Origin of the sequence: Cupriavidus sp. H18C2, assembly GCF_049393795.1 — a bacterium.
Taxonomy (GTDB): Bacteria; Pseudomonadota; Gammaproteobacteria; order Burkholderiales; family Burkholderiaceae; genus Cupriavidus; species Cupriavidus pauculus_C.
This window is the reverse complement of record NZ_CP186010.1, coordinates 3,425,925-3,451,781: the sequence shown is the minus strand read 5'-3', so window position 1 is coordinate 3,451,781 and position 25,857 is coordinate 3,425,925. Positions and strand designations below refer to the sequence as shown.

Annotated in this window: 23 protein-coding genes, 1 tRNA gene and 2 pseudogenes; 17 read left to right on the top strand and 9 right to left on the bottom strand. The window is 69.0% G+C overall.

Going from position 1 to position 25,857, the window contains the following annotated elements; genetic code table 11:
- The first annotated feature begins 9 nt into the window (after positions 1-9).
- The 15 genes and pseudogenes from EPAKOI_RS15735 (at position 10) to EPAKOI_RS15665 (ending at position 11,214) form a co-directional block, all read left to right on the top strand.
- Entirely contained in the window at positions 10-423 is a 414-nt protein-coding gene (locus EPAKOI_RS15735; protein ID WP_423192580.1) for a c-type cytochrome, read from the top strand.
- A 4-nt stretch (positions 424-427) separates the two neighbouring features.
- Positions 428-1,693: an NAD(P)/FAD-dependent oxidoreductase gene (locus tag EPAKOI_RS15730; protein ID WP_423192579.1), complete on the top strand. Its 1,266-nt coding sequence runs from the start codon at positions 428-430 to the stop codon at positions 1,691-1,693.
- Positions 1,694-1,817: 124 nt separating this feature from the next.
- Positions 1,818-2,711 (top strand): EamA family transporter, encoded by an 894-nt coding sequence (locus tag EPAKOI_RS15725; RefSeq protein ID WP_124682967.1) that lies wholly within the window; start codon positions 1,818-1,820, stop codon positions 2,709-2,711.
- A 289-nt stretch (positions 2,712-3,000) separates the two neighbouring features.
- Entirely contained in the window at positions 3,001-3,330 is a 330-nt protein-coding gene (locus EPAKOI_RS15720) for a c-type cytochrome (RefSeq protein ID WP_124682968.1), read from the top strand.
- Between the two features lie 136 nt (positions 3,331-3,466).
- Positions 3,467-3,922 (top strand): thiosulfate oxidation carrier protein SoxY, encoded by a 456-nt coding sequence (gene soxY / locus EPAKOI_RS15715; protein ID WP_124682969.1) that lies wholly within the window; start codon positions 3,467-3,469, stop codon positions 3,920-3,922.
- Between the two features lie 56 nt (positions 3,923-3,978).
- Complete coding sequence (soxZ, locus tag EPAKOI_RS15710; protein ID WP_124682970.1) at positions 3,979-4,290, top strand: thiosulfate oxidation carrier complex protein SoxZ; 312 nt, start codon at positions 3,979-3,981, stop codon at positions 4,288-4,290.
- Between the two features lie 29 nt (positions 4,291-4,319).
- Positions 4,320-4,775, top strand: coding sequence for a DsrE family protein (locus EPAKOI_RS15705; protein WP_423192578.1), 456 nt, complete (start codon positions 4,320-4,322; stop codon positions 4,773-4,775).
- Between the two features lie 116 nt (positions 4,776-4,891).
- Entirely contained in the window at positions 4,892-5,743 is an 852-nt protein-coding gene (gene soxA, locus EPAKOI_RS15700; RefSeq protein ID WP_124682972.1) for a sulfur oxidation c-type cytochrome SoxA, read from the top strand.
- A gap of 12 nt (positions 5,744-5,755) precedes the next feature.
- Positions 5,756-6,445, top strand: coding sequence for a sulfur oxidation c-type cytochrome SoxX (soxX, locus tag EPAKOI_RS15695; RefSeq protein ID WP_423192577.1), 690 nt, complete (start codon positions 5,756-5,758; stop codon positions 6,443-6,445).
- A gap of 147 nt (positions 6,446-6,592) precedes the next feature.
- Positions 6,593-8,316 (top strand): annotated as a pseudogene (soxB, locus tag EPAKOI_RS15690) (thiosulfohydrolase SoxB).
- Between the two features lie 68 nt (positions 8,317-8,384).
- Positions 8,385-8,460: transfer RNA gene (locus EPAKOI_RS15685), tRNA-Ala, on the top strand.
- A 389-nt stretch (positions 8,461-8,849) separates the two neighbouring features.
- Positions 8,850-9,062, top strand: a pseudogene (locus tag EPAKOI_RS15680) (PAAR domain-containing protein); the annotation flags it as partial.
- Positions 9,063-9,170: 108 nt separating this feature from the next.
- Complete coding sequence (locus tag EPAKOI_RS15675) at positions 9,171-9,902, top strand: thioesterase domain-containing protein (protein WP_423193528.1); 732 nt, start codon at positions 9,171-9,173, stop codon at positions 9,900-9,902.
- Complete coding sequence (locus EPAKOI_RS15670; protein WP_124682975.1) at positions 9,899-10,222, top strand: hypothetical protein; 324 nt, start codon at positions 9,899-9,901, stop codon at positions 10,220-10,222. Before EPAKOI_RS15675 ends, EPAKOI_RS15670 begins: the two co-directional genes overlap by 4 nt.
- 62 nt (positions 10,223-10,284) lie before the next feature.
- Positions 10,285-11,214, top strand: coding sequence for a cation diffusion facilitator family transporter (locus tag EPAKOI_RS15665; RefSeq protein WP_124682976.1), 930 nt, complete (start codon positions 10,285-10,287; stop codon positions 11,212-11,214).
- On the opposite strand, the gene EPAKOI_RS15660 is transcribed toward EPAKOI_RS15665, so the two are convergent.
- From EPAKOI_RS15660 to EPAKOI_RS15645, 4 genes are all read right to left on the bottom strand, one after another.
- Positions 11,206-11,835 carry a LysE family translocator gene (locus EPAKOI_RS15660; protein ID WP_124682977.1) on the bottom strand — a complete coding sequence of 210 codons (630 nt, stop codon included), beginning with the start codon at positions 11,833-11,835 and terminating at the stop codon, positions 11,206-11,208. The genes EPAKOI_RS15665 and EPAKOI_RS15660 overlap by 9 nt on opposite strands.
- Before the next feature lie 385 nt (positions 11,836-12,220).
- Entirely contained in the window at positions 12,221-12,844 is a 624-nt protein-coding gene (locus tag EPAKOI_RS15655; RefSeq protein ID WP_423192576.1) for a DNA-3-methyladenine glycosylase I, read from the bottom strand.
- Between the two features lie 160 nt (positions 12,845-13,004).
- Positions 13,005-14,315 (bottom strand): MFS transporter, encoded by a 1,311-nt coding sequence (locus tag EPAKOI_RS15650; protein ID WP_423192575.1) that lies wholly within the window; start codon positions 14,313-14,315, stop codon positions 13,005-13,007.
- A gap of 160 nt (positions 14,316-14,475) precedes the next feature.
- Positions 14,476-14,763: a hypothetical protein gene (locus EPAKOI_RS15645; RefSeq protein WP_423193527.1), complete on the bottom strand. Its 288-nt coding sequence runs from the start codon at positions 14,761-14,763 to the stop codon at positions 14,476-14,478.
- Between the two features lie 292 nt (positions 14,764-15,055).
- Between EPAKOI_RS15645 and EPAKOI_RS15640 the strand changes: the two genes are divergently transcribed.
- Entirely contained in the window at positions 15,056-15,937 is an 882-nt protein-coding gene (locus EPAKOI_RS15640) for a class III extradiol ring-cleavage dioxygenase (RefSeq protein ID WP_313837455.1), read from the top strand.
- 16 nt (positions 15,938-15,953) lie between these two features.
- Here the strand turns inward: EPAKOI_RS15640 and EPAKOI_RS15635 are convergent, their stop codons facing one another.
- The 4 genes from EPAKOI_RS15635 to EPAKOI_RS15620 all read right to left on the bottom strand — a co-directional run bounded on the left by EPAKOI_RS15635 (position 15,954) and on the right by EPAKOI_RS15620 (position 22,684).
- Complete coding sequence (locus tag EPAKOI_RS15635) at positions 15,954-17,168, bottom strand: MFS transporter (protein WP_124682981.1); 1,215 nt, start codon at positions 17,166-17,168, stop codon at positions 15,954-15,956.
- A 34-nt stretch (positions 17,169-17,202) separates the two neighbouring features.
- Positions 17,203-18,426 (bottom strand): MFS transporter, encoded by a 1,224-nt coding sequence (locus tag EPAKOI_RS15630; RefSeq protein ID WP_423192574.1) that lies wholly within the window; start codon positions 18,424-18,426, stop codon positions 17,203-17,205.
- 112 nt (positions 18,427-18,538) lie between these two features.
- Entirely contained in the window at positions 18,539-18,889 is a 351-nt protein-coding gene (locus tag EPAKOI_RS15625; RefSeq protein ID WP_124682983.1) for a GFA family protein, read from the bottom strand.
- A 201-nt stretch (positions 18,890-19,090) separates the two neighbouring features.
- Positions 19,091-22,684 carry an indolepyruvate ferredoxin oxidoreductase family protein gene (locus tag EPAKOI_RS15620; protein ID WP_423192573.1) on the bottom strand — a complete coding sequence of 1,198 codons (3,594 nt, stop codon included), beginning with the start codon at positions 22,682-22,684 and terminating at the stop codon, positions 19,091-19,093.
- A gap of 324 nt (positions 22,685-23,008) precedes the next feature.
- Here EPAKOI_RS15620 and EPAKOI_RS15615 point away from each other — a divergent pair, with 324 nt between their 5' ends.
- On the top strand, positions 23,009-24,397 hold the full coding sequence (locus tag EPAKOI_RS15615) for an NYN domain-containing protein (RefSeq protein WP_423192572.1): 1,389 nt from the start codon (positions 23,009-23,011) through the stop codon (positions 24,395-24,397).
- A 242-nt stretch (positions 24,398-24,639) separates the two neighbouring features.
- Here the strand turns inward: EPAKOI_RS15615 and gspF are convergent, their stop codons facing one another.
- Positions 24,640-25,857, bottom strand: a complete 1,218-nt coding sequence (gene gspF / locus EPAKOI_RS15610; protein WP_124682986.1) for a type II secretion system inner membrane protein GspF — start codon at positions 25,855-25,857, stop codon at positions 24,640-24,642.

Here is a 25,857-nt window from a genome sequence, read left to right as displayed (position 1 = left end):
GAAACTGCCATGACCGCGCCGCTGCGATACCCGTTCTCCCTGCGTTGGATGGCCGGCCTCGCGGCGGCGATGTGCGCCGCGCCGCTGCTGGCGCAACCGGCCGCGGCTGCGGCCCCGGCCTCGGCACCGATGACCGCCGGCCCGGCCGATACCGGCAAGATGACGGTGGAGGTCCAGCGCGCCCGGACCGACCAGGCGCGCAACCAGGCCGCATCGTGCGCGGTCTGCCACGGCCCCGACGGCCGGGCGCCGGCGGACAGTCCCGTGCCCGGGCTGGCCGGGCGGTCCCAGGCGGAGCTGATCGAACTGATGCTGAACTTCAAGAACGGCAAGCGGCCCGGCACGGTGATGCCGCAGATCGCCAAGGGCTACAGCGACACCGAGATCATCGCGATGGCCGCGTGGTTCGCGGACCAGAAGTAAGCCGATGGACCGCCGGACGGTACTGAAGGCCGCGCTGGCCGCCACGGCGCCGGGCGCGTTGTCCGTGCGGCAGGCGCGCGCGGCCGCCCGCGCGAAGGTGGTGGTCATCGGCGGCGGCTACGGCGGCGCCACGGCGGCGCGCTACCTGCGCATCTGGAGCCGGGGCACGGTGGACGTGACGCTGGTGGAGCCCGATGCCGCGTTCGTCTCGTGTCCGCTGTCGAACCTGGTTGTGGCCGGCTTCCGGCAGATGGCCGATCTCACGCTGCCCTACGACGCGCTGGTGCGGCGCCACGGCGTGCAGCACGTGCGGGACACGGCGGCCACCATCGACACGTCGCGGCGCCAGGTGCGGCTGACCGGTGGCGGCACGCTGCCGTACGACCGGCTGGTTCTCTCGCCCGGCGTGGAGATGCAGTCCAGCGCCATCGACGGGCTGGCCGGCGCTGGCGACCGGGTGGTCCATGCCTGGAAGGCCGGCCCGCAGACCGATATCCTGCGCCGCCAACTGGCCGCCATGCGCGACGGCGGCACCTTCGCCATCACCATTCCGCTGGCGCCGTACCGCTGCCCGCCCGGGCCGTACGAGCGCGCCTGCCTGGTGGCCGACTACCTGAAGCAGCACAAGCCGCGCAGCAAGGTGCTGGTGTTCGATGCCAATCCCGACATCACGTCGAAGGGTGCGCTGTTCCGCCAGGTCTGGCAGACGCGCTACGCCGGCATGATCGAGTACCGGCCGCAGCACGAGACGGTGGGCGTGGACCCGGCCACGGGCACGCTGCGCTTCGACGTGCAGGACGACGAGAAAGTGGACGTGGCCAACCTGCTGCCGCCGCAGCGGGCCGGCGCCATCGCGGTGGGGGCCGGGCTGGCCACCGCCAACGGCCGGTGGTGCGAGGTCGACTTCCTGACGATGGCGTCGAAGGTGGCGCCCGACATCCACGTGCTGGGCGACGCGGTGCAGATTGCGCCGCTGATGCCCAAGTCCGGCACGATGGCCAACCAGCACGGCAAGGTGGCCGCGGCGGCCATCCTCCAGTTGCTGGCGGGGCAGGCGCCGGACCCGGTGCCGCTCTATACCAATACCTGCTACAGCTTCACGTCGGCGACCGAGGCGATCCACATCGCCAGCGTCCACCGCTACGACCCCGCCCAGCGGACGATGGTGACGGTGCCGGGCTCGGGCGGCCTGTCCACGGCGCCGAGCGCGCTGGAGGGTCAGTACGGCTGGGCCTGGGCGCGCAGCATCTGGGCCGACATGCTCGCCTAGGCGGCGACCGGGGGCGGCGACCGGCAACAGAACCGCAGGATCGTGCAATCGGCCGACCGCAGCGGCTGGTACGCTGGCCGTGCCGGACGTCCCGCCCCCGGGACGCGGCACTTTCTTCTCGATCATGCAAGCCAAAGACCGTCTGCTCGCCCTCGCCATCATCGTGGTCTGGGGTGTCAATTTCGTCGTCATCAAGGTGGGGCTGGCCGGCGTGCCGCCGATGCTGCTGGGTACGCTGCGCTTTGCCCTGGTGGTGTTTCCCGCCATCTTCTTCATTCCGCGCCCGCGCATTCCGCTGCGCATGCTGGTGGCGTACGGGGCGTCGATCAGCCTGGGGCAGTTCGCTTTTCTGTTCTACGCGATGGCCGTGGGCATGCCGGCCGGGCTGGCGTCGCTGGTGCTGCAGTCGCAGGTGTTCTTCACGGTGGCCATTGCCGCGCTGTGGCTGGGCGAGCCGGTGCGCTGGCACAACCTGGCCGGCATGGTGATCGCGGCCGGCGGGCTGGCGCTGATCGGCAGCGCGGCGGCCCATGGCCCGGGCGGCATGACGGTGGCGGGCTTCCTGCTCACGCTGTGCGCGGCGCTGTGCTGGGCCACGGGCAATATCGTCAGCAAGAAGATCGGCCCGGTAGACCTGCTGGGGCTGGTGGTCTGGGGCGCGCTGGTCCCGATCGTGCCGTTCGCGCTGCTGTCGCTCTGGTTCGAGGGGCCGGCCCGCATTGCCCACGCGCTGACCGAGGTGTCGGGCCGGGGCGTGTTCGCGGTGTGCTACCTCGCGTTCGCCGCCACGCTGTTCGGCTACACGATGTGGGGCCGGCTGCTCACGCGCTACGCGGCCAGCAAGGTGGCGCCGCTGACGCTGCTGGTGCCCGTGGTGGGGCTGGTATCGGCCCACCTGCTGCTGGGCGAGGACCTGGCGCCCGCGCAATGGGCCGGCGCCGTGGTCGTGATGGCCGGGCTGCTGGTCAACGTGTTCGGCAACCGGCTGGGGGCGGGCAGGGCGCTGGCACGCCGATAGCGGCCACCGTGGAGCCGTGTTGGCCTGTCCCAAGGGTTAACCCGTAGCGGGGCGACATTTCCCATCGCTTTTGTGCATATGGTTATCACTGTCGCATCCGTTTGCGGACGTTGACTTCAGGCAAAATAGCGGACTGGCCGCAACCGCCCGGGAGCCCTTACCGATCACCGCAGAGGCACTCCTGAGAAGCCCGCCCCAACGGCGGCCAGCGCGCGCCGCGCCGCGGAAGCCATTCCGAGCGCGGCCATTTGCCGTCCCCACGGCTCTCATACAGTTTGGAGCACAACACATGAAGCAGTTTGTCATCGCCGCCGCGCTGCTGGCCGCCGCCGCGTCCGCGCATGCCGCCGTCGACGCCGCCAAGGCCCAGGCCATCGCCAACAAGAACGCCTGCATGGGCTGCCACCAGGCGGACAAGAAGCTGGTGGGCCCGTCGTACAAGGAGGTGGCCGCCAAGTACAAGGGTGACAAGGACGCCCTGGCCAAGCTGTCGGCCAAGGTGAAGAACGGCGGCTCGGGCGTCTGGGGCCCGGTGCCGATGCCGGCCAACGCCGCCGTCAGCGACGCCGACATCAAGACCGTGGTCGAGTGGGTGCTGGCCGGCGCACCGGCCAAGTAATCCGGATACCCCGCGCGGGCCGGCCGGCAATGCCGGCGGCCGGCGCGGGCGCCCATCCACACCACGACATGGGCCGGCGACGCACCGGCGCCGCAGGGGTCGACAGGAAACCGGGTAGTACGGGAAACACAGCAAGATGAACGCAAAACGACGAGATGTACTGCGGATGACCGCCGTGCTGTCGCTGATGGCCGCCACCGGCCTGATCAGCGAGGCCCAGGCCGCGGAATGGAACAAGACCGCCTTCGATGGCAAGAGCGTGGCCGACGTGATCAAGGCCCTGGGCGGCAGCGGCACCGAAAAGAGCACGGCCATCGTGTTCAACGCGCCCGACATCGCCGAGAACGGCGCCGTGGTGCCCGTGGCGGTGACCAGCAACCTGCCCGACACCGAGCAGATCGCCATCCTGGTGGAAAAGAACCCGAACACGCTGGCGGCGGACTTCACCATTCCCGCCGGCACCGAGCCGTTCGTGTCCACGCGCGTGAAGATGGGCCAGACGTCCGTGGTGCACGCCGCGGTCAAGGCCGGCGGCAAGTGGTACGTGGCATCGAAGGAAATCAAGGTCACGCTGGGCGGCTGCGGCGGCTGATGCCGCGCACGTACCCCGAGACCGGATTTCCCCATACCTGCTGACAGGAGAAGCACATGGCAGACCCGATGCGCGTTCGCGCCACGGAAAACGGCGGCGTCGTCGACGTCAAGATTCTGATGAAGCACGACATGGAGACCGGCCAGCGCAAGGATGCGGCCGGCAAGACCATCCCGGCCTGGCATATCCAGACCGTGGTGGCGTCGTACAAGGGCAAGGAAGTGTTCCACGCCCAGTTTGGCCCGGCGGTGTCCAAGGACCCGTTCCTGAACTTCAAGTTCAAGGGCGGCGCCAAGGGCGACAAGGTCGCCGTGACCTGGGTCGACAACCGCGGCGACAAGCGGACCGACGAAGCGACCATCGCCTGACGGCCTGAACCGGGCGAAGGAGAACCAGCATGCGCCGAGCATTCATCCGCGCGACGGCGGCCCTGGCCGCCATCGGGCTGTCCGCCAGGGCGGCGGCCCAGCAGGCCCCGGCGGCGGCGCCGGGCAAGGGCCGCGTCAAGGTGGTCTACCAGCTATCCGACGGCATCGACCAGGCCGTGCGCGCGATGGCCAACGTGCGCAACCACCTGAACGGCGCGCCCGACACCAAGATCGTGGTGGTGGCGTTCGGGTACGGCGTGGACTTCCTGGTGGAAGGCGCCAAGGATGCGCGCGGCAACACGTTCGAGGCCCCCGTGGCGGCGCTCAGTTCGTCGGGCGTGGAATTCCGGGCCTGCCGCAACACGCTGACCGCGCGCCGGATTTCCGAGCAGAGCCTGCTGATGGATGCCAAGGTCGTGCAGGCCGGCGTGGTGGAAATCGCCCGGCTGCAGTTCGACGAAGGCTACGCGTATATCAAGCCGTGACGGGCCGGGCCGGCCGGCCCAGCCCTGACAAGCCGTCCGGCAACGAGCCGCCGGACCCGCACAAGAAGGCCGTCCGCCCGCCGACCATGCGGCGCGATGGCGAGGAGAATCCCCCAATGGTTACCGTGCGCAACATCCGCCTGCGCCGCGCCGTGGCCCCCGCGCTGGTGGCGCTGGGCGCGCTGGCCGCCGCCGCGGCGGCAACGCTGGCCGGCCCCGCGCTGGCCCAGGACAAGACCGCCGAGGAAATCGCCAAGTATCGGCAGATGCTGGCCGAGGGCAATCCCGCCGAGCTGTGGGAAGCCGCCGGCGAGGAACTGTGGAAGAAGCCGGCCGGGCCGAAGAACGCGTCGCTGGAACAGTGCGACCTGGGCAAGGGCCCGGGCGTGACCAAGGGCGCCTACGCCGAGCTGCCGCGCTACTTCAAGGACGCGAACAAGGTGATGGACCTGGAGCAGCGGCTGGCCTGGTGCCGCGTGACGCTGCAGGGCCTGACGCAGGAAGAGGCGACGAAGAACCCGTTCTCGTCGCAGGGCAAGCCGTCGGACATCGAGCGGCTGGCCGCCTTCCTGACCGGCGAATCGCGCGGCGTGAAGATGAACGTCCAGTTGCGGCATCCCGAGGAAAAGCGGGTCTACGCGCTGGGCCAGAAGATGTTCTTCTACCGGGGCGGCGCCTACGACTTCGCGTGCGCCACGTGCCACGCCGCGGACGGCCAGCGCATCCGCCTGCAGGACCTGCCGAACCTGATGACCGACAAGGGCGCCCAGGCCGCGTACACGACGTGGCCGGCGTACCGCGTGTCGCAGGGCGAGGTCCGCACGATGCAGCACCGCCTGTACGACTGCCTGCGCCAGCAGCGCTTTCCCGAGCCGGCCTACGGCTCCGACGTGATCACCGCCCTGTCGATGTTCCTGGCCCGGAACGCGAACGGCGGCACGTACGACGGCCCGAACATGAAGCGCTGACCAGGGGACATCATGAAGACATTGCATACGATGGCGCTGGCAGCGGCGACGACGCTGGCGCTGCTGGCCGCGCCGGCGGCCCAGGCCCAGACTCAGGCCCAGACTCAGGCCCAGGCTCCCGCCAAGGGCGCCCGGGGCGAGAAGCCGGTCAAGGTGACCGACGCCGACCTGCGGCAGTTGATCGAATCGTCGTTCCAGTCGAAGGGCCCGGCCACGGTCGAGGGCGTGATCAACCAGGACGCCACGCAGAAGGCGTGCAGCCAGTACCCGGACCGCCTGCACGTGCCGGCGGCCGTGGCCCGCAAGGTCGAGGCCGCCGAGCTGAAGCAGGTGAAGTACCCGGCGGACAACAACTTCCTGGGCGACTGGAAGGAGGGCGAGAAGATCGCCCAGAACGGCCGGGGGATGCAGTTTTCCGATCAGGTCGGCGGCACTAACGGCGCCAACTGCTACGCCTGCCACCAGTTGACCAAGGCCGAGATCTCGTTCGGCAACATCGGCCCGTCGCTGTACCAGTACGGCAAGCTGCGCGGCAATTCGCCGGACGTGGTCAAGTACACGTGGGGCAAGATCTGGGATTCGAACGCCTACAGCGCGTGCTCGAACATGCCGCGCTTTGGCCACAAGGGCATCCTGACCGAGCAGCAGATTCGCGACGTGATGGCGCTGCTGCTGGACCCGGCCTCGCCGGTCAACCAGTAAGGGCGTACCTGAAGCAGCGCGGCTGCACGTTCCCGGCCGCCATGGGCTCCGACGGCCCGCGGCGCGCGTTTGGCCCCCGCAAGGGTTTGCCGGCGTTGCGCGTGCCGGACGCCCGTAGCCGCGCCACCCATCGAGACGGATAACAGCATGAACCGACGCGAGTTCCTGCAGGCGCTGGCGGTGGCCGGCGCCGGAGGCATGGCTTTTCCGGGCGGCGACGCCCAGGCGGCGCAGGCGGCCGCGCGGCTCTACGACGTGCCGCGCTTCGGCAACGTCCACCTGCTGCACTTCACCGACTGCCACGCGCAGCTCAACCCGGTGCACTTCCGCGAACCCAGCGTGAACCTGGGCGTTGGCGAATGGGCCGGCAAGCCGCCGCACCTGGTGGGCCAGGCGTTCCTGCGCCAGTACGGCATCGCGCCGGACAGCGCGGCGGCCCACGCATTCACGTCGATCGACTTTGCCGAGGCCGCGCGGCGCTACGGCAGGATGGGCGGGTTCGCGCACCTGTCCACGCTGATCCAGCGCGTGAAGGCCGGCCGGCCCGGCGCGCTGCTGCTGGATGGCGGCGACACGTGGCAGGGATCGGCGACGGCGCTGTGGACGCAGGGGCAGGACATGGTGGACGCGCGCTGCTGCTGGGCGTCGACGTGATGACGCCGCACTGGGAAATGACGCTCGGCGCCGACCGCGTGAAGCAGATCGTCGACAACGATTTCAAGGGCAAGGTGTCGTTCCTGGCGCAGAACGTGCGGACCAACGACTTCGGCGACCCGGTGTTCGACCCGTACGTGATCCGCGAGATGAACGGCGTGCCCGTGGCCATCATCGGCCAGGCATTCCCGTACACGCCGATTGCCAACCCGCGCTACCTGGTGCCGGACTGGACGTTCGGCATCCAGGAGGAAAACCTCCAGCAGGTGATTGACCAGGCACGCGGCAAGGGCGCGAAGGTGGTGGTGCTGCTGTCGCACAACGGCATGGACGTGGACCTGAAGCTGGCGTCGCGCGTGCGCGGGCTGGACGCCATCCTGGGCGGCCACACCCACGACGGCGTGCCGGCCCCGGTGCCGGTCCGCAACGCCGGCGGCGTGACGCTGGTGACCAACGCCGGCTCCAACGGCAAGTTCCTGGGCGTGCTGGACTTCGACGTCCGCCAGGGCAAGGTGGCCGATTTCCGATACCGGCTGCTGCCGGTGTTCGCCAACTACCTGCCGGCTGATCCCAAAATGACCGCGCTGATCCACAAGGTGCGCGCCCCGTACGAGACCCGCCTCAACGAGGTACTGGCCGTCAACCAGGGCCTGCTGTACCGCCGCGGCAACTTCAACGGCACCTTCGACCAGTTGATCCTGGACGGCCTGATGGCGGTGCAGGACGCCCAGATCGCATTTTCGCCAGGTTTCCGCTGGGGCACGACGCTGCTGCCGGGCCAGCCCATCACGATGGAAGCGCTGATGGACCAGACAGCCATCACCTACCCGTACACCACGGTCACGCCGATGACCGGCGCCACGATCAAGACCATCCTCGAAGACGTGGCCGACAACCTGTTCAACCCCGATCCGTACTACCAGCAGGGCGGCGACATGGTGCGCGTGGGCGGCTTGCAATACACGATCGACCCCCTCCAGCCCATCGGCCAGCGCATCACCGACATGCGCCTGGCCGGCCAGCCAATCGACGCCAGCCGAACCTACAAGGTAGCCGGCTGGGCCCCGGTATCGGAAGACGCCCGCCAGACCGGCGGCCCGCCAATCTGGGACGTCATGGCCCAGTGGCTGCGCGCCAGCAAGGAAGTCAGCGCCCACCCCCTGAACCTGCCAAAGGTCCGCGGCATGGACGGCAACCCCGGGCTGGCCCCCGCCTGAAACCGGGCAAACTGTTGCCCCGAAGCGATTGAAAGGCCGCTCGGGATTGGGCTACAATCCTCCGCTACGGGCCGATAGCTCAGCTGGGAGAGCGCTGCGTTCGCAATGCAGAGGTCGGGAGTTCGATCCTCCTTCGGTCCACCAGGATTTTCCTTGTAAAACAACGCACTACGTCTGGCGATGTAGTGCGTTGTTTTGCTTTGGGATGCAGTTTCTGCACGATGCGTGTGGCAAATTTCTGGCAACGGACCACATCAACTGGCGCAATGCCACCATAAGTCCGTCGCAAGCGTCCGTAGCGACGCTACGCGCAATCCGCGATCCCTTCCGCCCATCTGCCGGCTTCCCGGCCCCAAAGCCTGTAGCGGTAATCCCCCAGTAACTCCTCTTTTTAAGCGTTCCCCGATTGTTCCGTCGCCGCCGCTCCTGTCGTATCGAGGGCGCGCGCTGTCGCGCCTTGAGGGAGCGGGATATGAACAAAAAGAGGGTCGCCGTTTTGACGTTGCTCGGCTGGAACGGACTGGGGGCTTGCCATGCGTAAGGCAGTGGTTCGGGATGGCGATGCAACCACGACCGGGGGGCAGGTTATGGCGTGCACATCGACAATGCGTGACAGCGGCAAGAGAGTCGCCCTGGCAGGGGACAAGGCCACGTGCGGACGGTGTAAAGGGGCATATCCGATTGCCGGCGCGGGGCACGGCATATCGGAACAAGGTCGTCCGGCGGTCGTGGATGGAGAGGCGGTACTGTGCCCATGCGGCAAGAACCGCGTCATCGCTGGTGCGGATGCCCGAATCTTTTGCCACGCGGGAGACGGGAGCCGCTCGCATGCGTCGCCCCTTTCGCACGCGGGCTTGAAGACGGCAGGACAGGAGGTCGCCTATCCGGCCAGACAGGCAGAGGCAGAGGCAGAGGCAGAATCGGGCGCGCGGACGTTACAGCCAACGGGCCTGCCCGTTAAGTCGTATCTGCTTCGCCCGAGAGGAACGTTGTATTGGGGTGGGGCGGGGTTGGACGGCGACTATCTTCCAATTACTGCGAAAGCTTTTCAGCGGGCAGGCATCGCGGCGATCAACGTAGGCCTTACGAACACGGCGACGAAAACCGTCCTGGGAGGTGGCGGGATGTTTGTCGATGCATTGCGCGCTGGCCTGACAATACGGTACCAGGACGATGGTGAGTGGGTCATTACGTCAGGCATGGACAGCGAGGCACGCCAGTTCAATCTGATTGGCTACAGTTACGGTTCCCTCCTGGCGGCGCAGACGGCCAACTACTACGCCAACCAAGGCCATACCGTGGATCACCTGGTGCTGATCGGCAGTCCCATCGACGCCGTGTTTCTCGGAAACCTTCGAGCCAACAAGGCCATACGCAAGGTTGTGGTGATTGATCTCAAGGAGCAGGGGGACCCTCTCTACGCTGGCATATCGCAATGGGAGGTTGTTGCAGCGGCGCCGATCCTTGCTGCTCAAATGTCGGCCGGCAAGGGACATGGCCATTTTTATTACGCGCATGTCACGGCGGAGCTACCGGAACGGCTGGACAGACTGGCGCGGCGAATTGCTGCCGAAGGGGTCAGATGACTGCCACACGCTGGCTCTTCCTGTTCCCCGCTGCCTTGCTCCCGGCGTCCCTGCTGGGCCTGACGCTCTATTACCTCGTCACCGCGCCGACGAAGAACGACTTCTATGTCGGCCAGGCCGGGGCCGCGACCGGCGTTGTCCTGCTGCTCGATCTGCTGGTGGGGGTGGTGGGGCTTGGCGGCTTTGCCTATAGCCTGTGGGCCGCGCCCGTCGGACGCCTGCAGCTTTGCCTGATCGCCGTCCTGTCGGCGCTGGCTTTCGTCGCCGCCTACGGCCTGTCGATGCAGGTCCTGCGCTTCAGCTTCGGGCTCCACACCTGAAGCGCTTCATACCCCACCCCCAAAAATGCTACCGTACGCGCTACAGCCTCCCTCGTCCGGTCATGCGCGAACCGTCAGTCGCCCCCGATACCCTTTCTCCGGAAGCCCGTCATCTTGCCGGCAGGCGGTCGACGCTCGTCAGTGTCGTCGTCAACGTCGTCCTGACCGTCGCGCAGGGGACGATTGGCGTGGTGGCCGGGTCGCAGGCGCTGGTGGCGGATGCGCTGCATTCGTTGTCCGATCTCGTTTCCGATTTCGTGGTGCTGTTTGCCGGCCATCACAGCCGCAAGGGGGCCGATCACGATCACCCGTACGGTCATCAGCGGTTCGAGACCGCGGCGTCGCTGGCGCTGGGCGCGTTGTTGCTGGCCGTGGGGGTGGGGATGCTGTGGGCGGCGGTTGGCAAGATCCAGCATCCGGAGGGGGTGCAGCCGGTGCTGGGGATGGCGCTGTGGGTGGCGCTGGGCACGCTGGCGGCCAAGGAGGGCTTGTTCCGGTACATGCTGCGCGTGGCGGAGCGGGTGCGGTCGAGCATGCTCGTGGCCAATGCCTGGCATGCGCGGTCCGATGCGGCGTCGTCGCTGGTGGTGGCGCTCGGTATCGGCGGCAATCTGCTGGGCTATCACGTGCTGGACCCGGTGGCGGCCATCGTGGTCGGGCTGATGGTGTCGCGCATGGGCCTGCGGTTTGGCTGGGATGCGATGAACGACCTGATGGACCGTGCCGCCGACGAGGACGTCGTGGCCGCGTTGCGCGACGCCATGCTCCAGACGCCCGGCCTGCTGGGCCTGCACGACCTGAAGACGCGCAAGATGGGCGACCTGATCCTGGTCGACGTGCATCTGGAGATCCAGGCCGACCTGACCGTCGAGCAGGGCCATGCCATCGCCACCGAGGCCCGGCGCCGGGCGATGGCGCGCGACGACGTGCTCAACGTGATGACCCACGTAGACCCGGTGCGGCTGCCGCGCGACGCGGCGGTGTCAGCGTAGGTCGCTGCGCCGGTACAGCGTCAGGCCCACGGCCAGGCAGGCCAGCATCCCGGCGCAGCCCCGGTTGATCCACTGCACGGCCCGCGCGGACAGCGTGCGCATGGCGTGCCGGCCGCCGAACGCGTAGATCGACATCATCGCGATATCCATCAGCGCCGCCACCACGGCCAGGATCGCGTACTGCATGGCCACCGGCTGGTCCGGGCGGACGAACTGCGGCACGAAGGCCGACGTGAACAGCAGCGCCTTGGGATTCGACACCGCCACGAACAGCGCGCGCAGGAAGGCCGAACGGCCGCTGGCCGAGCTGGCGTCGGACGATGCGGCCAGCGCCTGCGTCGGTGCCCGCCACATCGCGATGGCCAGGTAGAGCAGGTAGGCCGCGCCGATCCACTTGATGGCCGTGAACAGTTGCTCGGACGCCTGCAGCACCGCGCCCAGCCCGCAGCCGACCGCGCCGATCAGGATCAGGTCCGCCAGCGCGGCGCCGGCAATGCCGCAGGCGGCCACGCGCATCGGCCGCGTGGCGCCGTTGCTCAGCGCCAGCAGCATGGTCGGGCCGGGCGTGACCATCACGGCGGCCACGGCAATCAAGTACAGGAACAGGGTGCTGCTATCCATCGAACGCGCTCCGGGCAAGGCGCCGTATCGGCGAGGCGTCAGTGTGAGCCGATTCCCGCCCGGATGCACGCGCTTCCTGTGGACATCTCCCGGGCAAGGCTGGGGACAGTCTGTGGAGCGCCATGGGGATGCGGTGTGGAGCGTATACGGACAACCCGGCGCCCGGGCCGGCGTGGCCGCGCGGCACGCCCGGCTTGTCCACGCCGGTCCACGTATACGCCGCCCGCTTGCCCAGAGGGTTATCTGCCCGGCAAGTCCCTGATCGGGCAAGGAAAAAGGGGGTTATCCACGGCCCGGACCCCGCGTTAACCACTACTACTACTATTTATGTAGGCCGTAAACAATGCAGAGGCCTCGGAGGCCGGACCGTTGCGCGTGCTGGCGTCTAGCGTGGCACCTTGAACGCCTTGCGGGCGCGCAGCACCTTGTCGCGGGTGGCGCAGCCGTCCATGTGGTCGTTGACCAGGCCCATGGCCTGCATCAGCGCGTACATCGTGGTCGGGCCGACGAACTTCCAGCCGCGCTTCTTCAGGTCCTTCGACAGCGCCGTGGATTCGGGGCTGATCGCCATGGTGCGCAGCACCTCGGGCGTCAGCCTGGCCGGGCGGCTTTTCGGGTCGGGCTCGAACTTCCAGAAGTAGGCCGCCAGCGACGGCTCGGTCTTGAGCAGTTCCTGCGCGCAGCGGGCATTGTGGATGGCCGCCTCGATCTTGCCGCGATGGCGGACGATGCCGGCGTCGCCCAGCAGCCGTTCCACGTCGCGCTCGGTAAAGCGCGCCACCTTGTCGATCTCGAAATTGGCAAACGCCTTGCGGAACGCCTCGCGCTTGCGCAGGATCGTCAGCCAGCTCAGGCCCGACTGAAAGCCTTCCAGGCACAGTTTCTCGAACAGGCGCCGGTCGTCGTCGACCGGAAACCCCCATTCGTTGTCGTGATAGTGGCAGTAGTCCTCCAGGCCGCCACACCAGCCGCAGCGTACCGGGGGCTGCGGCGCGGACGTCGTCGTCATACGGGAAAGCTCCTTTAGGCAGACAGGCCGGCCCCTCGGACCGGCAGCCGACATCGTAATCCACCGAAACCGCTGCATCCGGACATCCAACTGCCAACCGCCGGACGAAAAAAAGCCAGCCCGGGGGCTGGCTTTGCGGCAGGGCGGCAATGGCCTGGCGTCAGGCCAGCTTCTTGCCGGTGCGGTCGTGCATGAAGATCAGCGCGACGAAGCTGATGGCTGCCGCGGCAATCACGTAGTAGGCCGGGGCCAGCTTGTTCTGCGTCGATTCGATCAGCCACGTCACGATCAGCGGGGCAAAGCCGCCGAAGATCGTCACGGCGAAGTTGTAGGCCAGCGACAGGCCCGTGGAGCGCACCTCGGTCGGGAACTGCTCGGCCAGCACGGCCGGCGCCGGGCCCGTGAACGCGGCCAGCAGGATGCCGAGCACGATCTGCACCTGCAGCAGCGTGGCGGTGGTGGGCGACACGTTGAGCCAGTGGAACAGCGGGTACGCCAGTGCCAGAATGGCCAGCGCCACCACGCTCAGCATGCGCTTGCGGCCCACGCGGTCGGACAGCATGCCCATCAGCGGGCACAACACCAGGATGATGGCGCCGCAGATGGCGGTGGACTGGAACGTCGCGCCCAGCGGCAGGCCAAGCTGCTGCTTGGCGTAGGACGGCATGTAGAACACCAGCACGTAGGTGCAGACCGTCCACAGGATGGTCACGCCCAGGCCGGCCAGCACCTCGCGCGGATGGTCGCGCAGCACCTGCGACAGCGGCGAGAACTTCACGTTGCTGGCGCGGCGCTCGGCCTGGCGCTGCTCGAACTCGGGCGGCTCCTCCAGGTGCGAGCGGATGTACATGCCCACCGGGCCGATCAGCAGGCCGAACAGGAACGGGATGCGCCAGCCCCAGGCGTCGATCTGCGCCTGGTCCAGCCCGTTGGTGACCAGCGCGCCCATGGCGGCGCCGAGCATGAACGAGATGCCCTGGCTGGCCTGCTGCCAGCTGGCGTAGGCGCCGCGTTCCTCGTCCGGCGCATGCTCGATCAGGAACGCCGTGGCGCCGCCCACCTCGCCGCCGGCCGAAAAGCCCTGGATCAGCCGTGCCAGCACGATCAGCGCCGGCGCCCAGAGGCCGATGGAGTCGTACGTGGGGGCCAGGCCGATGATGGCCGTGCCCAGCGCCATCAGCAGGATGGTCAGCGTCAGCGCCGCCTTGCGGCCAACGCGGTCGGCATAGACGCCCAGCACGATGGCGCCCACGGGCCGCATGAAGAAGCCCACGCCGAACGTGGCAACGGTCAGCAGGAACGACGTCAGGTCATTGCCGGTGGGAAAGAACAGCTTGGCGATGATGACGGCAAAGAAGCTGTAGACGGTGAAATCGAACCATTCCAGGCCATTGCCGATGGTGGCGGCAATGATCGCGCGTCGTCGGGTGGCGCGGGACAGGTCGTTGGCGGATGCGGCGGTAACGGACATGAGGCAGGAAACTGCTGAAGAAGAACCGGTGGATGCCCCCGCCGGTGTGCCCCGGCGGTGACGCAAGCCGACATCTTAAGCGATTCCTTACATCGTTTCGTCGAACGGCCATGCCGCCGACGTGGATGACAGATCACGTGTCAACCATGTCCGCGCACGGTCAGCCGGCGTGGTGGCCGGGCGGATGTGCGGCCGGCGGGGTCTGGGTGGGGGCGCCGAGGTCCAGCGCGGCAGCCGGGGCGGCCGGCGCCGGGCGCTTGCGCGTGAACCAGAGCCAGGCGGCGCTGGCCAGCCATCCCACCAGGAACACGGTGTCGCCGGCGTGGTTCAGCAGGGCCGGGGCGTAGGGGGTGCCGAAGATGTCTGCCAGCACATCGGCCGGCAGCCGCGCGACGATCCACAGCAGCACGGCCGGGCCGCTGCCATAGACGCCGGGCTGCCACCACAGCGCGTGGGGCAGGGCGTGCAGGGGATCGAAACGCTTTGACACGGGCTTTCTCCGGCGGATGCGTAACGCGCATCTCTGCGGCAATCATAGGCCGATTCCCGCTGCGGCCGCTGTCAGACAAGCGGAAACCGGCGTGGGGTGTGTGCGGTATCCAACGCCCGTCACAGCAGGCGCCGCGCACGTTCAAGTTTTTTGCAGGACTTGTCCGCAAATGGCATGCGCCAGCGGCCGCCGGGTTTGCCAGACTGGGGCCATCGCTTGAAAAGCCAGACAGGTTGCTGCCATGACCCCGATGCTTCCCGCCCTTTACGTGTCCCACGGATCGCCGATGCTGGCGATCGATCCCGGCCCCACCGGCGCCGCCTTCAGCGCGCTGGGCGAGCGCCTGCGCGCGCTGCGGCCCAAGGCCGTGCTGGTGATCTCCGCGCACTGGATCTACAGCACGCTGGCCGTCGGCACGCGCGCCCGCCAGGAGGCGTGGCACGACTTCGGCGGCTTTCCGCGCGAACTGTACGCGCTGCGCTACGACGCCCCGGGCGCCCCGGACGTGGCCGCGCGGGTAAAGGCGCTGATCGAGGCCGCCGCCATTCCGGGCGCCGGCTTTGTCGCCCAGGACGAGGATCGCCCGCTCGACCACGGCGCGTGGATGCCGCTGCGCTTCTTCTTTCCCGATGCCGACGTGCCGGTGGTCCAGCTCGCCTTCAACCCGTACCTGAGCCCGGCCACGCAGATCGAGATCGGCCGCGCGCTGGCGCCGCTGCGCCAGGAGGGCGTGCTGGTGGTCGGGTCGGGCAGCTTCACCCACAACCTGCAGGAAGTGTTCGGCAGCGGCGCCCGCAAGGCCCAGCATGGGCCGCAGACCGAGCCGTACGTCGACGCGTTCCGTGGCTGGATGGCCGACGCGCTGAACGAGGCGCTGGCCACGGGCGACGTCAGCCGGATTGCCGACTACCGCACCCAGGCGCCGTACGCGCGCCGGGCCCACCCCACCGACGAGCACCTGCTGCCGTTCTACGTCACGCTGGGCGCGGCGCTGGGTCCGGCCACGGCGGCCGGGCAGGACGCGAGCGTGTCCCGCGTGGCCGACGAGGTCACCTACGGCGTGCTGGCGATGGATACGTTCGTGTTCGACGGCATCGGCGCCGGCCACGCGCCGCTGCCCAAGGCCGCCTAGGGCCGGGGCCAGGCCCTCAGGTCGTCAGGTAGCGACGCACGGCCCGGGCGCCGAACAGGGCGATGTAGCCCATCGTCAGCGCCACCACGGCCAGCCCGGCGCGCAGTTCGGCCAGGTGGGCCACGCCGCCGATCAGCACCGGGCCGATCAGCAGCCCGACGTAGGCAAAGCGCGCCACGCGGGCGATGGCCTCGGCCGCGGTCACGCCCGGCAGGCGCGACGCCGCCACGAAGAAGATCGGCACCATGTTTGCCGCGCCCAGCCCCATCAGGCTGAAGCCGACCAGCGCGGCCAGCGGGTACGGCACGGCAATCGCCAGCGCGATGCCGGCAAAGCCCAGCCAGGCGCTGCCGGTGAGCGTGCGGGCATCGCCAAACCGGGCGCGCAGGCGGTCGCCGCCAAAGCGGCCGCAGGCCATGCCGCCCGAGAACGCCGCGTAGCCGAAGCTGATCCACGCCAGCGGCGCCATCGCCACCTCGCGCATGTAGACCGTGGTCCAGTCGTACATCGCGCCTTCGCCCACCAGCCCCAGGAACGCCATCAGCCCAAGCAGCCACAGCGCGCGCGACGCGTGCTCGCGGTGGTGATCGGCCGATGGCAACACCGGATGGTCGGCCAGCAGCCCGCGATGACTGGCCAGCGCCACGGCCGCCGTCAGCGCGGCGATCAGCGCGGTGTGCGCCAGCGGCGGCACGTGCAGCGCCAGCATCAGCCCGCCAAACGCCGCGCCGGCCATACCGCCCAGGCTGAACATGCCGTGCAGCGCCGACATGATCGGCCGGGTCCGGCTGGCCTCCACGGTGGCGGCCTGCGCGTTCATGCCGACGTCGAACAGCGCGTTGGCCATGCCGAAGACCAGCAGCGCCGGCAGCAGCAGCGCAAAGCTGGGCATTGCCAGGATCGCCAGCGTCATGCAGGCGAACGCCAGCCCGCCGATCATCGACGCCCGCGCGCTGCCCATCCGGCCAACCCAGCGGCCCACCGGGCCCATGATCAGGATCGCGCCGCCGGCCACGGCCAGCATCGCCAGCGACAGCATGGCGTCGGACAGCCCGAAGCGCGCCTTGATCGTCGGGATATGGACGCCCCAAGTGGCAAACGTGGCGCCGTTGGCAAAGAACAGCGCCATCGTGCCGCGCGTGGCGCGCGAGACGGCCGCCGGCGACGGGGCCGGGGTGGCGGCAGCGGACGAAGGGGCGGATGAGGGCGTTTCGATCGAATAGTCGGACATCGGGTACGGCCGGACAGCGGATGGCGGAAAAGTTTCAGGCGGGCGCGGCTACCTGCCGCAGCAGGCCCCGCTGGTGCAGCGCGAACGCGAAGGCGCCCAGCGCGCCCACGGCCAGCGCCACCATGACCCACAGCATGAGCCAGTAGCCGCCGGCCGCGCGCCACAGCAGCGCACCGAACCACGGCGCGGCCGCCTGCATCAGCAGCACCGGGGTCATCATCAACCCGTTCAGCGTGGCGTAGTGATGGCGCGAGATCAGCTCGGGCATGGCCATCGCGCGCAGCATCGTGTTTACGCCATTGGCGCAACCGTAGCAGATGGCCGCGACCATCAGCCAGTAGCCGTGGCCGAGCGTCAGGCACAGCAGGCCCAGGCTCATGACGATGTAGACCGGCATCGACAGCCGCACCGGGTGGCGCGTGGGCAGCCGGGCCATCGCCAGGCGCCCCGCTACCTGCGCCGGGCCGATCAGCGCCGCCACCACGAGCTGCTGGCCCACGGGCATGCCCTTTTCGGTCAGCATCGGGATCAGGTGGGCGCCCAGCAGCGACGCGATGACCGCCGTGGCCGTGAACGCCAGCACCACGGCCCAGAACACGGGCTGGCGCAGCGTGGACCGCGCAATGCCCGGCGACCCCGCGCCCGGCACCGGCGTGCCGCCATAGGTGGCATGCACGGCGTAGCGCAGCCGCGCATGCAGCGGCGCGCAGACGAACAGGTTCAGCGCGGAAAAGACCACCAGTGTCTCGCGCCAGCCCAGATGCAGCACCAGCCATTGGCCCACCGGGATGAAGATCGTGCTGGCAAAGCCGGCCAGCAGCGTCACCTGGACGATGGGCTTCTGGTAGCCGTCGCCGAACGCCTGGCGCAGCACGACGAAGGCGGGTTCGTACAGCGTGGTGGCCATGGCCAGCCCGAGCGGCAGCCACATCAGCAGGAACAGCGCCGGCGACGGGCTCCACGCCCAGAGCAGCAGCCCGATGGCCGCCAGCACCGACCCCAGCCCCATCACCTTGCGCGCCGGCACGCGGTCCAGCAGGCGGCCCACCGCGAACGAGCACATCGCCCAGACCAGCAGCCCCAGCGAGAACCCGCCGGCCAGGAACGGCTTGCCGAAGCCCAGCGCGTCGTGCATCGGCCCGATGAAGACCGTGAAGGTGAAGTACAGCGTGCCCCAGCTGATGATCTCGGTGATGCCGAGCGTCCAGACGATCTGGCGGGGCGACAGCGCGGGGGCGGGGGCGGCGGAGGCGGTCATGGCGCGCCCGGCGCAGGCGGGAGCGCCGGTGCGATGCGGTGAGAGAAGCGGGAATTGTATCGGCGCGGCGGCCGGGGAGGAAAGGCGCCCGTAGGGGGGTAGGGCGCCCGGATTACTTGTGCAGCCCGTCGTAGTCGATGACCTTGAGGCCCGCCAGGTCCACGCCGTCCAGGCAGCGCGCGTTCACGGCGGCGGTGGGATTGCCCTGCGGGTCGGTGGCCTCGGAATACGGCCCGATGCCGCAGGTGGGACAGAACCGGTGCGCGATCTTCATCGTGTTGAACCGGTAGGTGGACGCGTTATCCTCGGGCGTTTTCAGCCGGAAGCTGGCCTTCGGCACGAACCACAGCAGATGGCCGCGCCGCCGGCACATCGTGCAGTTGCATTGCAGGACTTGCGTGATCTCCCCGTCGGCCTCGAAGGCGACGCGGCCACAGTGACAGCTTCCCTGGTAGGTGGGCATGGTGAGCTCCGGTTGGCGGTCGCGACGTCGGGTTGGCTCCCCTCTCCCGCGCGCGGGAGAGGGGTCGGGGGAGAGGGTGTGGCGGCTTACGTTGCGACCGGTTTCATCAGAACCGCTGGCCCTCTCCCCCAGCCCCTCTCCCGCCATGCGGGAGAGGGGAGCAAAACGATACGTCAGCCGGGAGCACCGCCCCCGGCATCCTCAAGCCGCCTGCTGCCCCGTCTTCGGGTCGCGGAAGACCTTCAGCAGCCTGTCCCACTTGGCGCGGGCGGCCTTGAGGTTGTTTTCCTTGACGTGGCCGAAGCCGCGGATGTCGTCGGGCACGTTGGCCAGTTCCACGGCCGTGGCGTGGTTGGCGGCCGACAGGCCCCGCGACAGTTCGTCCAGCAGCGTGCGGTATTCCACGATCAGCGCGCGTTCGGTGCGGCGTTCCTCGGTGCGGCCGAACACGTCCAGCGGGCCGCCGCGCAGGCCCTTGAGCCGGGCGAGGATGCGGAACAGCGTCATCGTCGACGGCCCGAAGCGGCGCTTGACCAGGTGCCCCTTGTCGTCACGCCTGGCCGTGGCCGGCGGCGCCAGCCAGAAGTTGAGCTGGTAGTCGCGGCCCGGCTCGCCCTCGAACTGGGCGCGCAGCTTGTCCAGGAACAGCGGGTCGGTGTACAGCCGCGCCACCTCGTACTCGTCCTTGTACGCCATCAGCTTGGCCAGGTTGCGCGCGGCGGCCTCGGTCAGCGGCAGCGGCTTGCCGGCGCCGACCAGCGCCGATTCGGCGGCGCGCACGCGCTGCACGGCCTCGCGGAACTGCTCGGCATAGGCCGCGTTCTGGTAGCGGGTCAGCAGGTCCGCGCGGCTGGCGATCAGCTTTTCCAGCAGCGCGCCGCTCGACGTCGGCAGCTTCACCACGTCGGCGCCTTCGGTCTGGGTCTTGAGCTTGCCGGTCAGCGCCAGCACGTGGTCCGGGTCATGGGCCATGTGGCGGCCCCAGTCGAACGCGGCCTTGTTCTTGTCCACCGACACGCCGTTCAGCTCGATGGCGCGCTCCAGCGCGGCCAGCGTCAGCGGAATCCAGCCCTTCTGCCAGGCGTAGCCCAGCACCAGCGGGTTGGTGTAGATCGTGTCGCCCAGCAGCGCCACGGCCAGTGCGCTGGCGTTGATGAAGTCGCAGGCGTCGCCCATGGCGTTGCGGATGTCCTGCTCGGCCGACATGCCCGGGAACTGCCACTTCGGGTCCTTGATGAACGCGGCGGTCGGCGTCTGGGCCGTGTTGACCACGGCGCGCGTGCGGCCCGACTGGGTCTTGGAGATGACCTCGTCGGTGGCCGACACGATCGCGTCGCAGCCGATCACCAGGTCGGCCTCGCCCATGGCGATGCGCGTGGCATGCAGGTCCTGCGGGCTGGCGGCGATCTGCACGTGCGACAGCACCGCGCCGCCCTTCTGCGCAAGGCCGGCCATGTCCAGCACGGTCACGCCCTTGTTCTCCAGGTGCGCGGCCATGCCCAGCAGCCCGCCGATCGTCACCACGCCGGTGCCGCCCACGCCGGTCACCAGGATGCCGTACGCGCGCCGCATGTCGGGCAGCGCCGGCAGCGGCAGTTCGGGCAGGCCGCCCATCGAGATGCCGTGCGCCGTGGGCTTGCGCACCTGCGCGCCCTCGGCCGTGACAAAGCTCGGGCAGAAGCCGTTCACGCAGGAGAAATCCTTGTTGCACGACGACTGGTTGATCTGGCGCTTGGTGCCCAGCTCCGTCTCCAGCGGCTCCACCGACAGGCAGTTCGACTTGACCGAGCAGTCGCCGCAACCTTCGCAGACCGCGTCATTGATGAACGCGCGGCGCGCCGGGTCCGGGAACGTGCCGCGCTTGCGGCGGCGGCGCTTCTCGGTGGCGCAGGTCTGGTCGTAGATCAGGATCGTGCAGCCGGGCACCTCGCGCAGCTCGCGCTGGATGGTGTCCAGCTGCTCGCGCGGGTGCACGGTCAGCCCGTCGGGCAGCTTGATCGCGCTGTTGTACTTCTCGGGCTGGTCCGTGACGATGACGATCTTCTTCGCGCCCTCGGCCGCCACCTGGAACGCGATGTCCTGCACGGAGAGCTGGCCGTCCACGGGCTGGCCGCCGGTCATGGCCACCGCGTCGTTGTAGAGGATCTTGTACGTGATGTTCACCCCGGCCGCGATCGACGCGCGGATCGCCAGCAGGCCCGAGTGGAAGTACGTGCCGTCGCCCAGGTTGGCGAACACGTGGCTGTCGCCCGCGAACGGCGCCTGGCCGATCCAGGCCACGCCCTCGCCGCCCATCTGGCTGAACGTGCTCGTGTTGCGGTCCATCCAGACTGTCATGTAGTGGCAGCCGATGCCGGCCAGCGCGCGCGAGCCCTCGGGCACGTTGGTCGACGTGTTGTGCGGGCACCCCGAGCAGAACCACGGCTTGCGCTCGGCGGTCACGCGCGGCGTGGCCAGCGCGCGTTCCTTGGCGTGGATCACCGCCAGCCGGGCCTCGATGCGGGCGCGGATGTCCGACGGCAGGTCGAACTTTTCCAGCCGCGTGGCGATGGCCTTGGCGATGATGGCCGGCGACAGCTCGTAGTGCGCCGGCAGCAGCCAGTTGTTCTGCGGGATCGACCACTCGCCGCCCGCGTTGTCGCGCTCGTCGAACTTGCCGTACACCTTGGGCCGCACGTCGTCGCGCCAGTTGTACAGCTCTTCCTTGAGCGCGTACTCCATGATCTGGCGCTTTTCCTCGACCACCAGGATTTCCTGCAGCCCCTCGGCAAACGCGCGCGCGCCGTGCGCCTCCAGCGGCCAGACGCAGCCCACCTTGTACAGCCGGATGCCCAGCCGGGCGCAGGTGTCGTCGTCCAGGCCCAGGTCGGCCAGCGCCTGGCGCGTGTCCAGGTACGCCTTGCCGGCTGTCATGATGCCGAAGCGCGCGTGCGGCGAATCGATCTCGATCCGGTCGATTTTGTTGGCGCGCACGTAGGCCAGGCCCGCGTACCACTTGAAGTCCAGCAGCCGGGCTTCCTGTTCCAGCGGCGGGTCCGGCCAGCGAATGTTCAGCCCGCCCTGCGGCAGCACGAAGTCGTCGGGAATCACGATCTGCACGCGGTGCGGATCCAGCTCGACCGATGCCGACGATTCCACCACGTCGGTCACGCACTTCATTGCCACCCACAGGCCCGAGTAGCGGCTCATCGCCCAGCCGTGCAGGCCGTAGTCCAGGTATTCCTGGACGTTCGACGGGTACAGCACGGGCAGGCCGCAAGCCTTGAAGATGTGCTCGGACTGGTGCGCCAGCGTGGACGACTTGGCCGAGTGGTCGTCGCCGGCCAGCACCAGCACGCCGCCGTACTTGCTGGAGCCGGCGGAGTTGGCGTGCTTGAAGACGTCGCCGGTGCGGTCCACGCCCGGGCCCTTGCCGTACCACATGCCGAATACGCCATCGAACCGGGCGTCGGGGTACATGTTGACCTGCTGCGACCCCCACACGGACGTGGCGGCCAGGTCCTCGTTCAGGCCGGCCTGGAACACCACGTTATGCGCCGCCAGGTGCTTCTTGGCCTTCCAGAGTGATTGATCGAGCGCGCCGAGCGGCGAGCCCCGGTAGCCGGAGATGAAGCCGGCGGTGTTCAGCCCGGCGGCGCGGTCGCGTTCCTGCTGCAGCATCGGCAGCCGGACCAGCGCCTGCGTGCCGCTGATGTAGATGCGGCCACGCTCCAGCGTGTACTTGTCTTCGAGGGAAACGTTTTCGAGCGCGCGGCGGATGGCGTCGCTGACCGGTGGGGTCAGGGGGGCATTCATGGGTGCTCCTCTTTGGGCCCTGCGTGGGGCATGCTGTCGGGATCACCGACACATCAGTTATGGGCGGCCGTCCGCTGGTCTCTTGTGGAGGCATTGGGCAGCCGTGTCTCTGCGCGGCATGGTAGCACCGGCGTGCAGGCCGCGGTACCGTGCGATGCAGCATAAAACGCGCCAGATGCCCCCGTGATTTCCCCTATACGCGCGGCCCGCGCGTGTACACTGCGGTGCATCCAACGGGCGCGCGCCCGCGTCGCATGACGCCCGCGCGCCACACGCCGGCCACCCCGCCATGGTGCAACCGGCCCCATCGAGAAGAACCCGACCATGACCAATTCCCCCCGCCAGGGCGCCACCCTGGCCGTGCTGATCGACGCCGACAACGCGGCGCCCGCCATCGTCGAAGGCCTGCTGGCCGAGGTGGCCAAGTACGGCGTGGCCGCCGTCAAGCGCATCTACGGCGACTGGACGCGCCCGAACCTGTCAGGCTGGAAGGACCGCCTGCTGGCCCATTCGATCCAGCCGATCCAGCAGTTCCGCTACACCGTGGGCAAGAACGCCACGGACAGCGCGATGATCATCGACGCGATGGACCTGCTGTACACGGGCCGCTTCGACGGCTTCTGCATCGTGTCGAGTGACAGCGACTTCACCCGGCTGGCGTCGCGTATCCGCGAGCAGGGCCTGATGGTGTACGGCTTTGGCGAGCGCAAGACACCCAAGCCGTTCGTGACGGCCTGTGACAAGTTCATCTATTCGGACGTGCTGCGCGCCGGCGTGGCCGATGCCGATACCGACAGCGACGCCGAGACCGAGGCGGCCCCGGCCGCGCGCCGCCGCAGCAGCCAGGAATTGCGCCAGGACTCCCGGCTGGTGCGGCTGCTGCAGAACGCGTCGCAGGCCGTGTCCGACGAGGACGGCTGGTCGACGCTGGGCGGCATCGGCAACTACATCGCCAAGCAGGCCCCCGAGTTCGATTCGCGTAACTACGGCTACGGCAAGCTGTCGGAACTGGTGGCCGCCACCAACCTGTTCGAGGTGGAAACGCGCAACGGCGGCAACAACAAGACCATCTGGGTGCGGCTGAAGAAGCGCGGCAAGGGCGAGGGCGGACAGCAGGGCGGGCATGGGGTGGTGCAGGCTTCGGGCCAGGCTTCCGGCCAGTCTTCCGGCCAGCCGCAGGCGCCGGCCCAGCCCCAGGGCGGCCAGCCGCGTCCGCCGCAGGGCCAGCCGAAGCCGGCCCCGCAACCGCCGACCACGACGGTCGCCCAGCCGGTGCCGCCGGTGGAAACCCCGGCCCCGGTCGTCGACATCGACGCCATCCCCGAACCGGCCCCGGCGCTGTCCGCCGAGACCGAGGAAGAGGGCGCCGGCTCGGCCTCGACGCTGATCGCGGAAACCGTGGACCCGGTGGAAGAAGCCCCCAAAGCCCGGGGCAAGCGCACCCGCCGCCCCGAGGTGACGCTCAGCGAAACGCCGTGGCCGATCGACCAGTCGGTATTCTCGGCGCCGGGCACGACCGTGCTGTCGGCATCGGCGCCCGTGGCGGCGGTGGAAACCGTGGAATCGGTGGAATCGCGGGAAGCGGTGGCAGAAGACGTGACGCCGGCCGCCGAGGAAGCCGCGCCGGCCAAGGCCCCGGCCAAGACCGCCGCCAGGAAGGCCGCCCCGCGCAAGCGTGCGCCGGCCAAGAAGAAGGTGGCGGGCGGGGAGTAAGGGGATTTGTCGGTGTCGGAGGCGCCGGCCCTCTCCCCCGGCCCCTCTCCCGCAGGCGGGAGAGGGTAGTCCCCCGAATTCGGCATGCCGCCGGTTTGCTGCCGGCTTCCGCGTGCCAGAGAGGGAGCCCACCGCGCGCGTCCCAAGCCCCTTGGTTTGCTCCCCTCTCCCGCGCGCGGGAGAGGGGTTGGGGGAGAGGGCAAAGGCGTATCGAAACCCGACAGCCTTGGCCCGTCCCCCAGCTACCGCACCAACTGATTGATCTCGATAATCGGCATCAGCACCGCCAGCACGATCAGCAGCACCACCACCCCCATCGTCAGGATCAGCAGCGGCTCCAGCAGGCTGGTCAGGAACAGCGTGCGGCGTTCCAGTTCCTGGCCCTCGCCCGTGGCCGCGCGCTCCAGCATGACCGGCAGGTTGCCGGTGGCTTCGCCGGAGCGGATCAGGTGCACCAGCACCGGCGGGAACTGGTTCTGCGCGGCCAGCGCGCGGGCCAGTGACGCGCCTTCGCGCACCCGCGTGGTGGCATCGTCGACGTTGGCCTTGAGCGCCACGTTGGTCAGCGTCTCGCCGGCGGCCTGCAGGCTGCGCAGGATCGGCACGCCGGCCGATACCAGGATGGCCAGCGTGCTCGCAAAGCGGGCCGTGTTGTAGCCACGGATCAGCTTGCCCACCAGCGGCGCGGTCAGCAGCCAGCGGTGCCATGACAGCCGCACGTCGGGCTGCCGCAGCAGGCTGCGCACGATGGCCGTGACCACCGCGATCACGGCCACGGCGGCCCACCACCAGTTGCGCACGAAATCGGACAGCCACAGCATGACGATCGTCAGCGTGGGCAGCTTCTGCTTGGTGTTGGCGAACACGCTGACCACCTGCGGCACCACGTACGACAGCAGGAAGATGACGATCGCGAACGCCACGAACGTGACGATGGCCGGGTAGGTGAACGCCAGCCGGATCTTCGACGTAAGCTGGTTGCGCGTCTCGATATAGGTCGCCAGCCGCTCCAGCACCACGCCAAGGTGGCCCGAGTGCTCGCCCGCCGACACCAGCGCGCGGTAGATGTCCGGAAAATCCTTCGGATGCTGGGCCAGCGCCACGGACAGCGAACTGCCGCCCATGACTTCCGCGCGGATGCCGGCCAGCAACTCGTGCACGTACTGGCGCTCGGCCTGGTCGGCCAGCGCGCCGAGCGCCTCGTCCAGCGGCAGGCCGGATACGATCAGGCTGGCTAGCTGGCGCGTGAACAGCGCCTGTTCCTGCGTGGTCAGCCGGCGCACGAACATGCCGCCGCGGCTGCGCTGGGCCAGGCCGGCGCCGGCCAGCGCATCGACGGTGATCGGCGTCAGCCCGCGCGCGCGGAGCTGCGAGCGCGCCTGCCTGGGACTGTCGGCCTCGATGACGCCGCGGTCGGCGCGGCCGGCAGCGTCGGCGGCTTCGTAGCGAAAGGCGGGCAT

Bases quoted from the DNA above. Each gene is read 5' to 3' on its own strand.
- EPAKOI_RS15735 (WP_423192580.1), top strand. From the start codon at position 10: ATGACCGCGCCGCTGCGATACCCGTTCTCCCTGCGTTGGATGGCCGGC.
- EPAKOI_RS15730 (WP_423192579.1), top strand. From the start codon at position 428: ATGGACCGCCGGACGGTACTGAAGGCCGCGCTGGCCGCCACGGCGCCG.
- EPAKOI_RS15725 (WP_124682967.1), top strand. From the start codon at position 1,818: ATGCAAGCCAAAGACCGTCTGCTCGCCCTCGCCATCATCGTGGTCTGG.
- EPAKOI_RS15720 (WP_124682968.1), top strand. From the start codon at position 3,001: ATGAAGCAGTTTGTCATCGCCGCCGCGCTGCTGGCCGCCGCCGCGTCC.
- soxY (WP_124682969.1), top strand. From the start codon at position 3,467: ATGAACGCAAAACGACGAGATGTACTGCGGATGACCGCCGTGCTGTCG.
- soxZ (WP_124682970.1), top strand. From the start codon at position 3,979: ATGGCAGACCCGATGCGCGTTCGCGCCACGGAAAACGGCGGCGTCGTC.
- EPAKOI_RS15705 (WP_423192578.1), top strand. From the start codon at position 4,320: ATGCGCCGAGCATTCATCCGCGCGACGGCGGCCCTGGCCGCCATCGGG.
- soxA (WP_124682972.1), top strand. From the start codon at position 4,892: ATGGTTACCGTGCGCAACATCCGCCTGCGCCGCGCCGTGGCCCCCGCG.
- soxX (WP_423192577.1), top strand. From the start codon at position 5,756: ATGAAGACATTGCATACGATGGCGCTGGCAGCGGCGACGACGCTGGCG.
- EPAKOI_RS15670 (WP_124682975.1), top strand. From the start codon at position 9,899: ATGACTGCCACACGCTGGCTCTTCCTGTTCCCCGCTGCCTTGCTCCCG.
- EPAKOI_RS15665 (WP_124682976.1), top strand. From the start codon at position 10,285: ATGCGCGAACCGTCAGTCGCCCCCGATACCCTTTCTCCGGAAGCCCGT.
- EPAKOI_RS15660 (WP_124682977.1), bottom strand. From the start codon at position 11,835: ATGGATAGCAGCACCCTGTTCCTGTACTTGATTGCCGTGGCCGCCGTG.
- EPAKOI_RS15655 (WP_423192576.1), bottom strand. From the start codon at position 12,844: ATGACGACGACGTCCGCGCCGCAGCCCCCGGTACGCTGCGGCTGGTGT.
- EPAKOI_RS15650 (WP_423192575.1), bottom strand. From the start codon at position 14,315: ATGTCCGTTACCGCCGCATCCGCCAACGACCTGTCCCGCGCCACCCGA.
- EPAKOI_RS15640 (WP_313837455.1), top strand. From the start codon at position 15,056: ATGCTTCCCGCCCTTTACGTGTCCCACGGATCGCCGATGCTGGCGATC.
- EPAKOI_RS15635 (WP_124682981.1), bottom strand. From the start codon at position 17,168: ATGTCCGACTATTCGATCGAAACGCCCTCATCCGCCCCTTCGTCCGCT.
- EPAKOI_RS15630 (WP_423192574.1), bottom strand. From the start codon at position 18,426: ATGACCGCCTCCGCCGCCCCCGCCCCCGCGCTGTCGCCCCGCCAGATC.
- EPAKOI_RS15625 (WP_124682983.1), bottom strand. From the start codon at position 18,889: ATGCCCACCTACCAGGGAAGCTGTCACTGTGGCCGCGTCGCCTTCGAG.
- EPAKOI_RS15620 (WP_423192573.1), bottom strand. From the start codon at position 22,684: ATGAATGCCCCCCTGACCCCACCGGTCAGCGACGCCATCCGCCGCGCG.
- EPAKOI_RS15615 (WP_423192572.1), top strand. From the start codon at position 23,009: ATGACCAATTCCCCCCGCCAGGGCGCCACCCTGGCCGTGCTGATCGAC.
- gspF (WP_124682986.1), bottom strand. From the start codon at position 25,857: ATGCCCGCCTTTCGCTACGAAGCCGCCGACGCTGCCGGCCGCGCCGAC.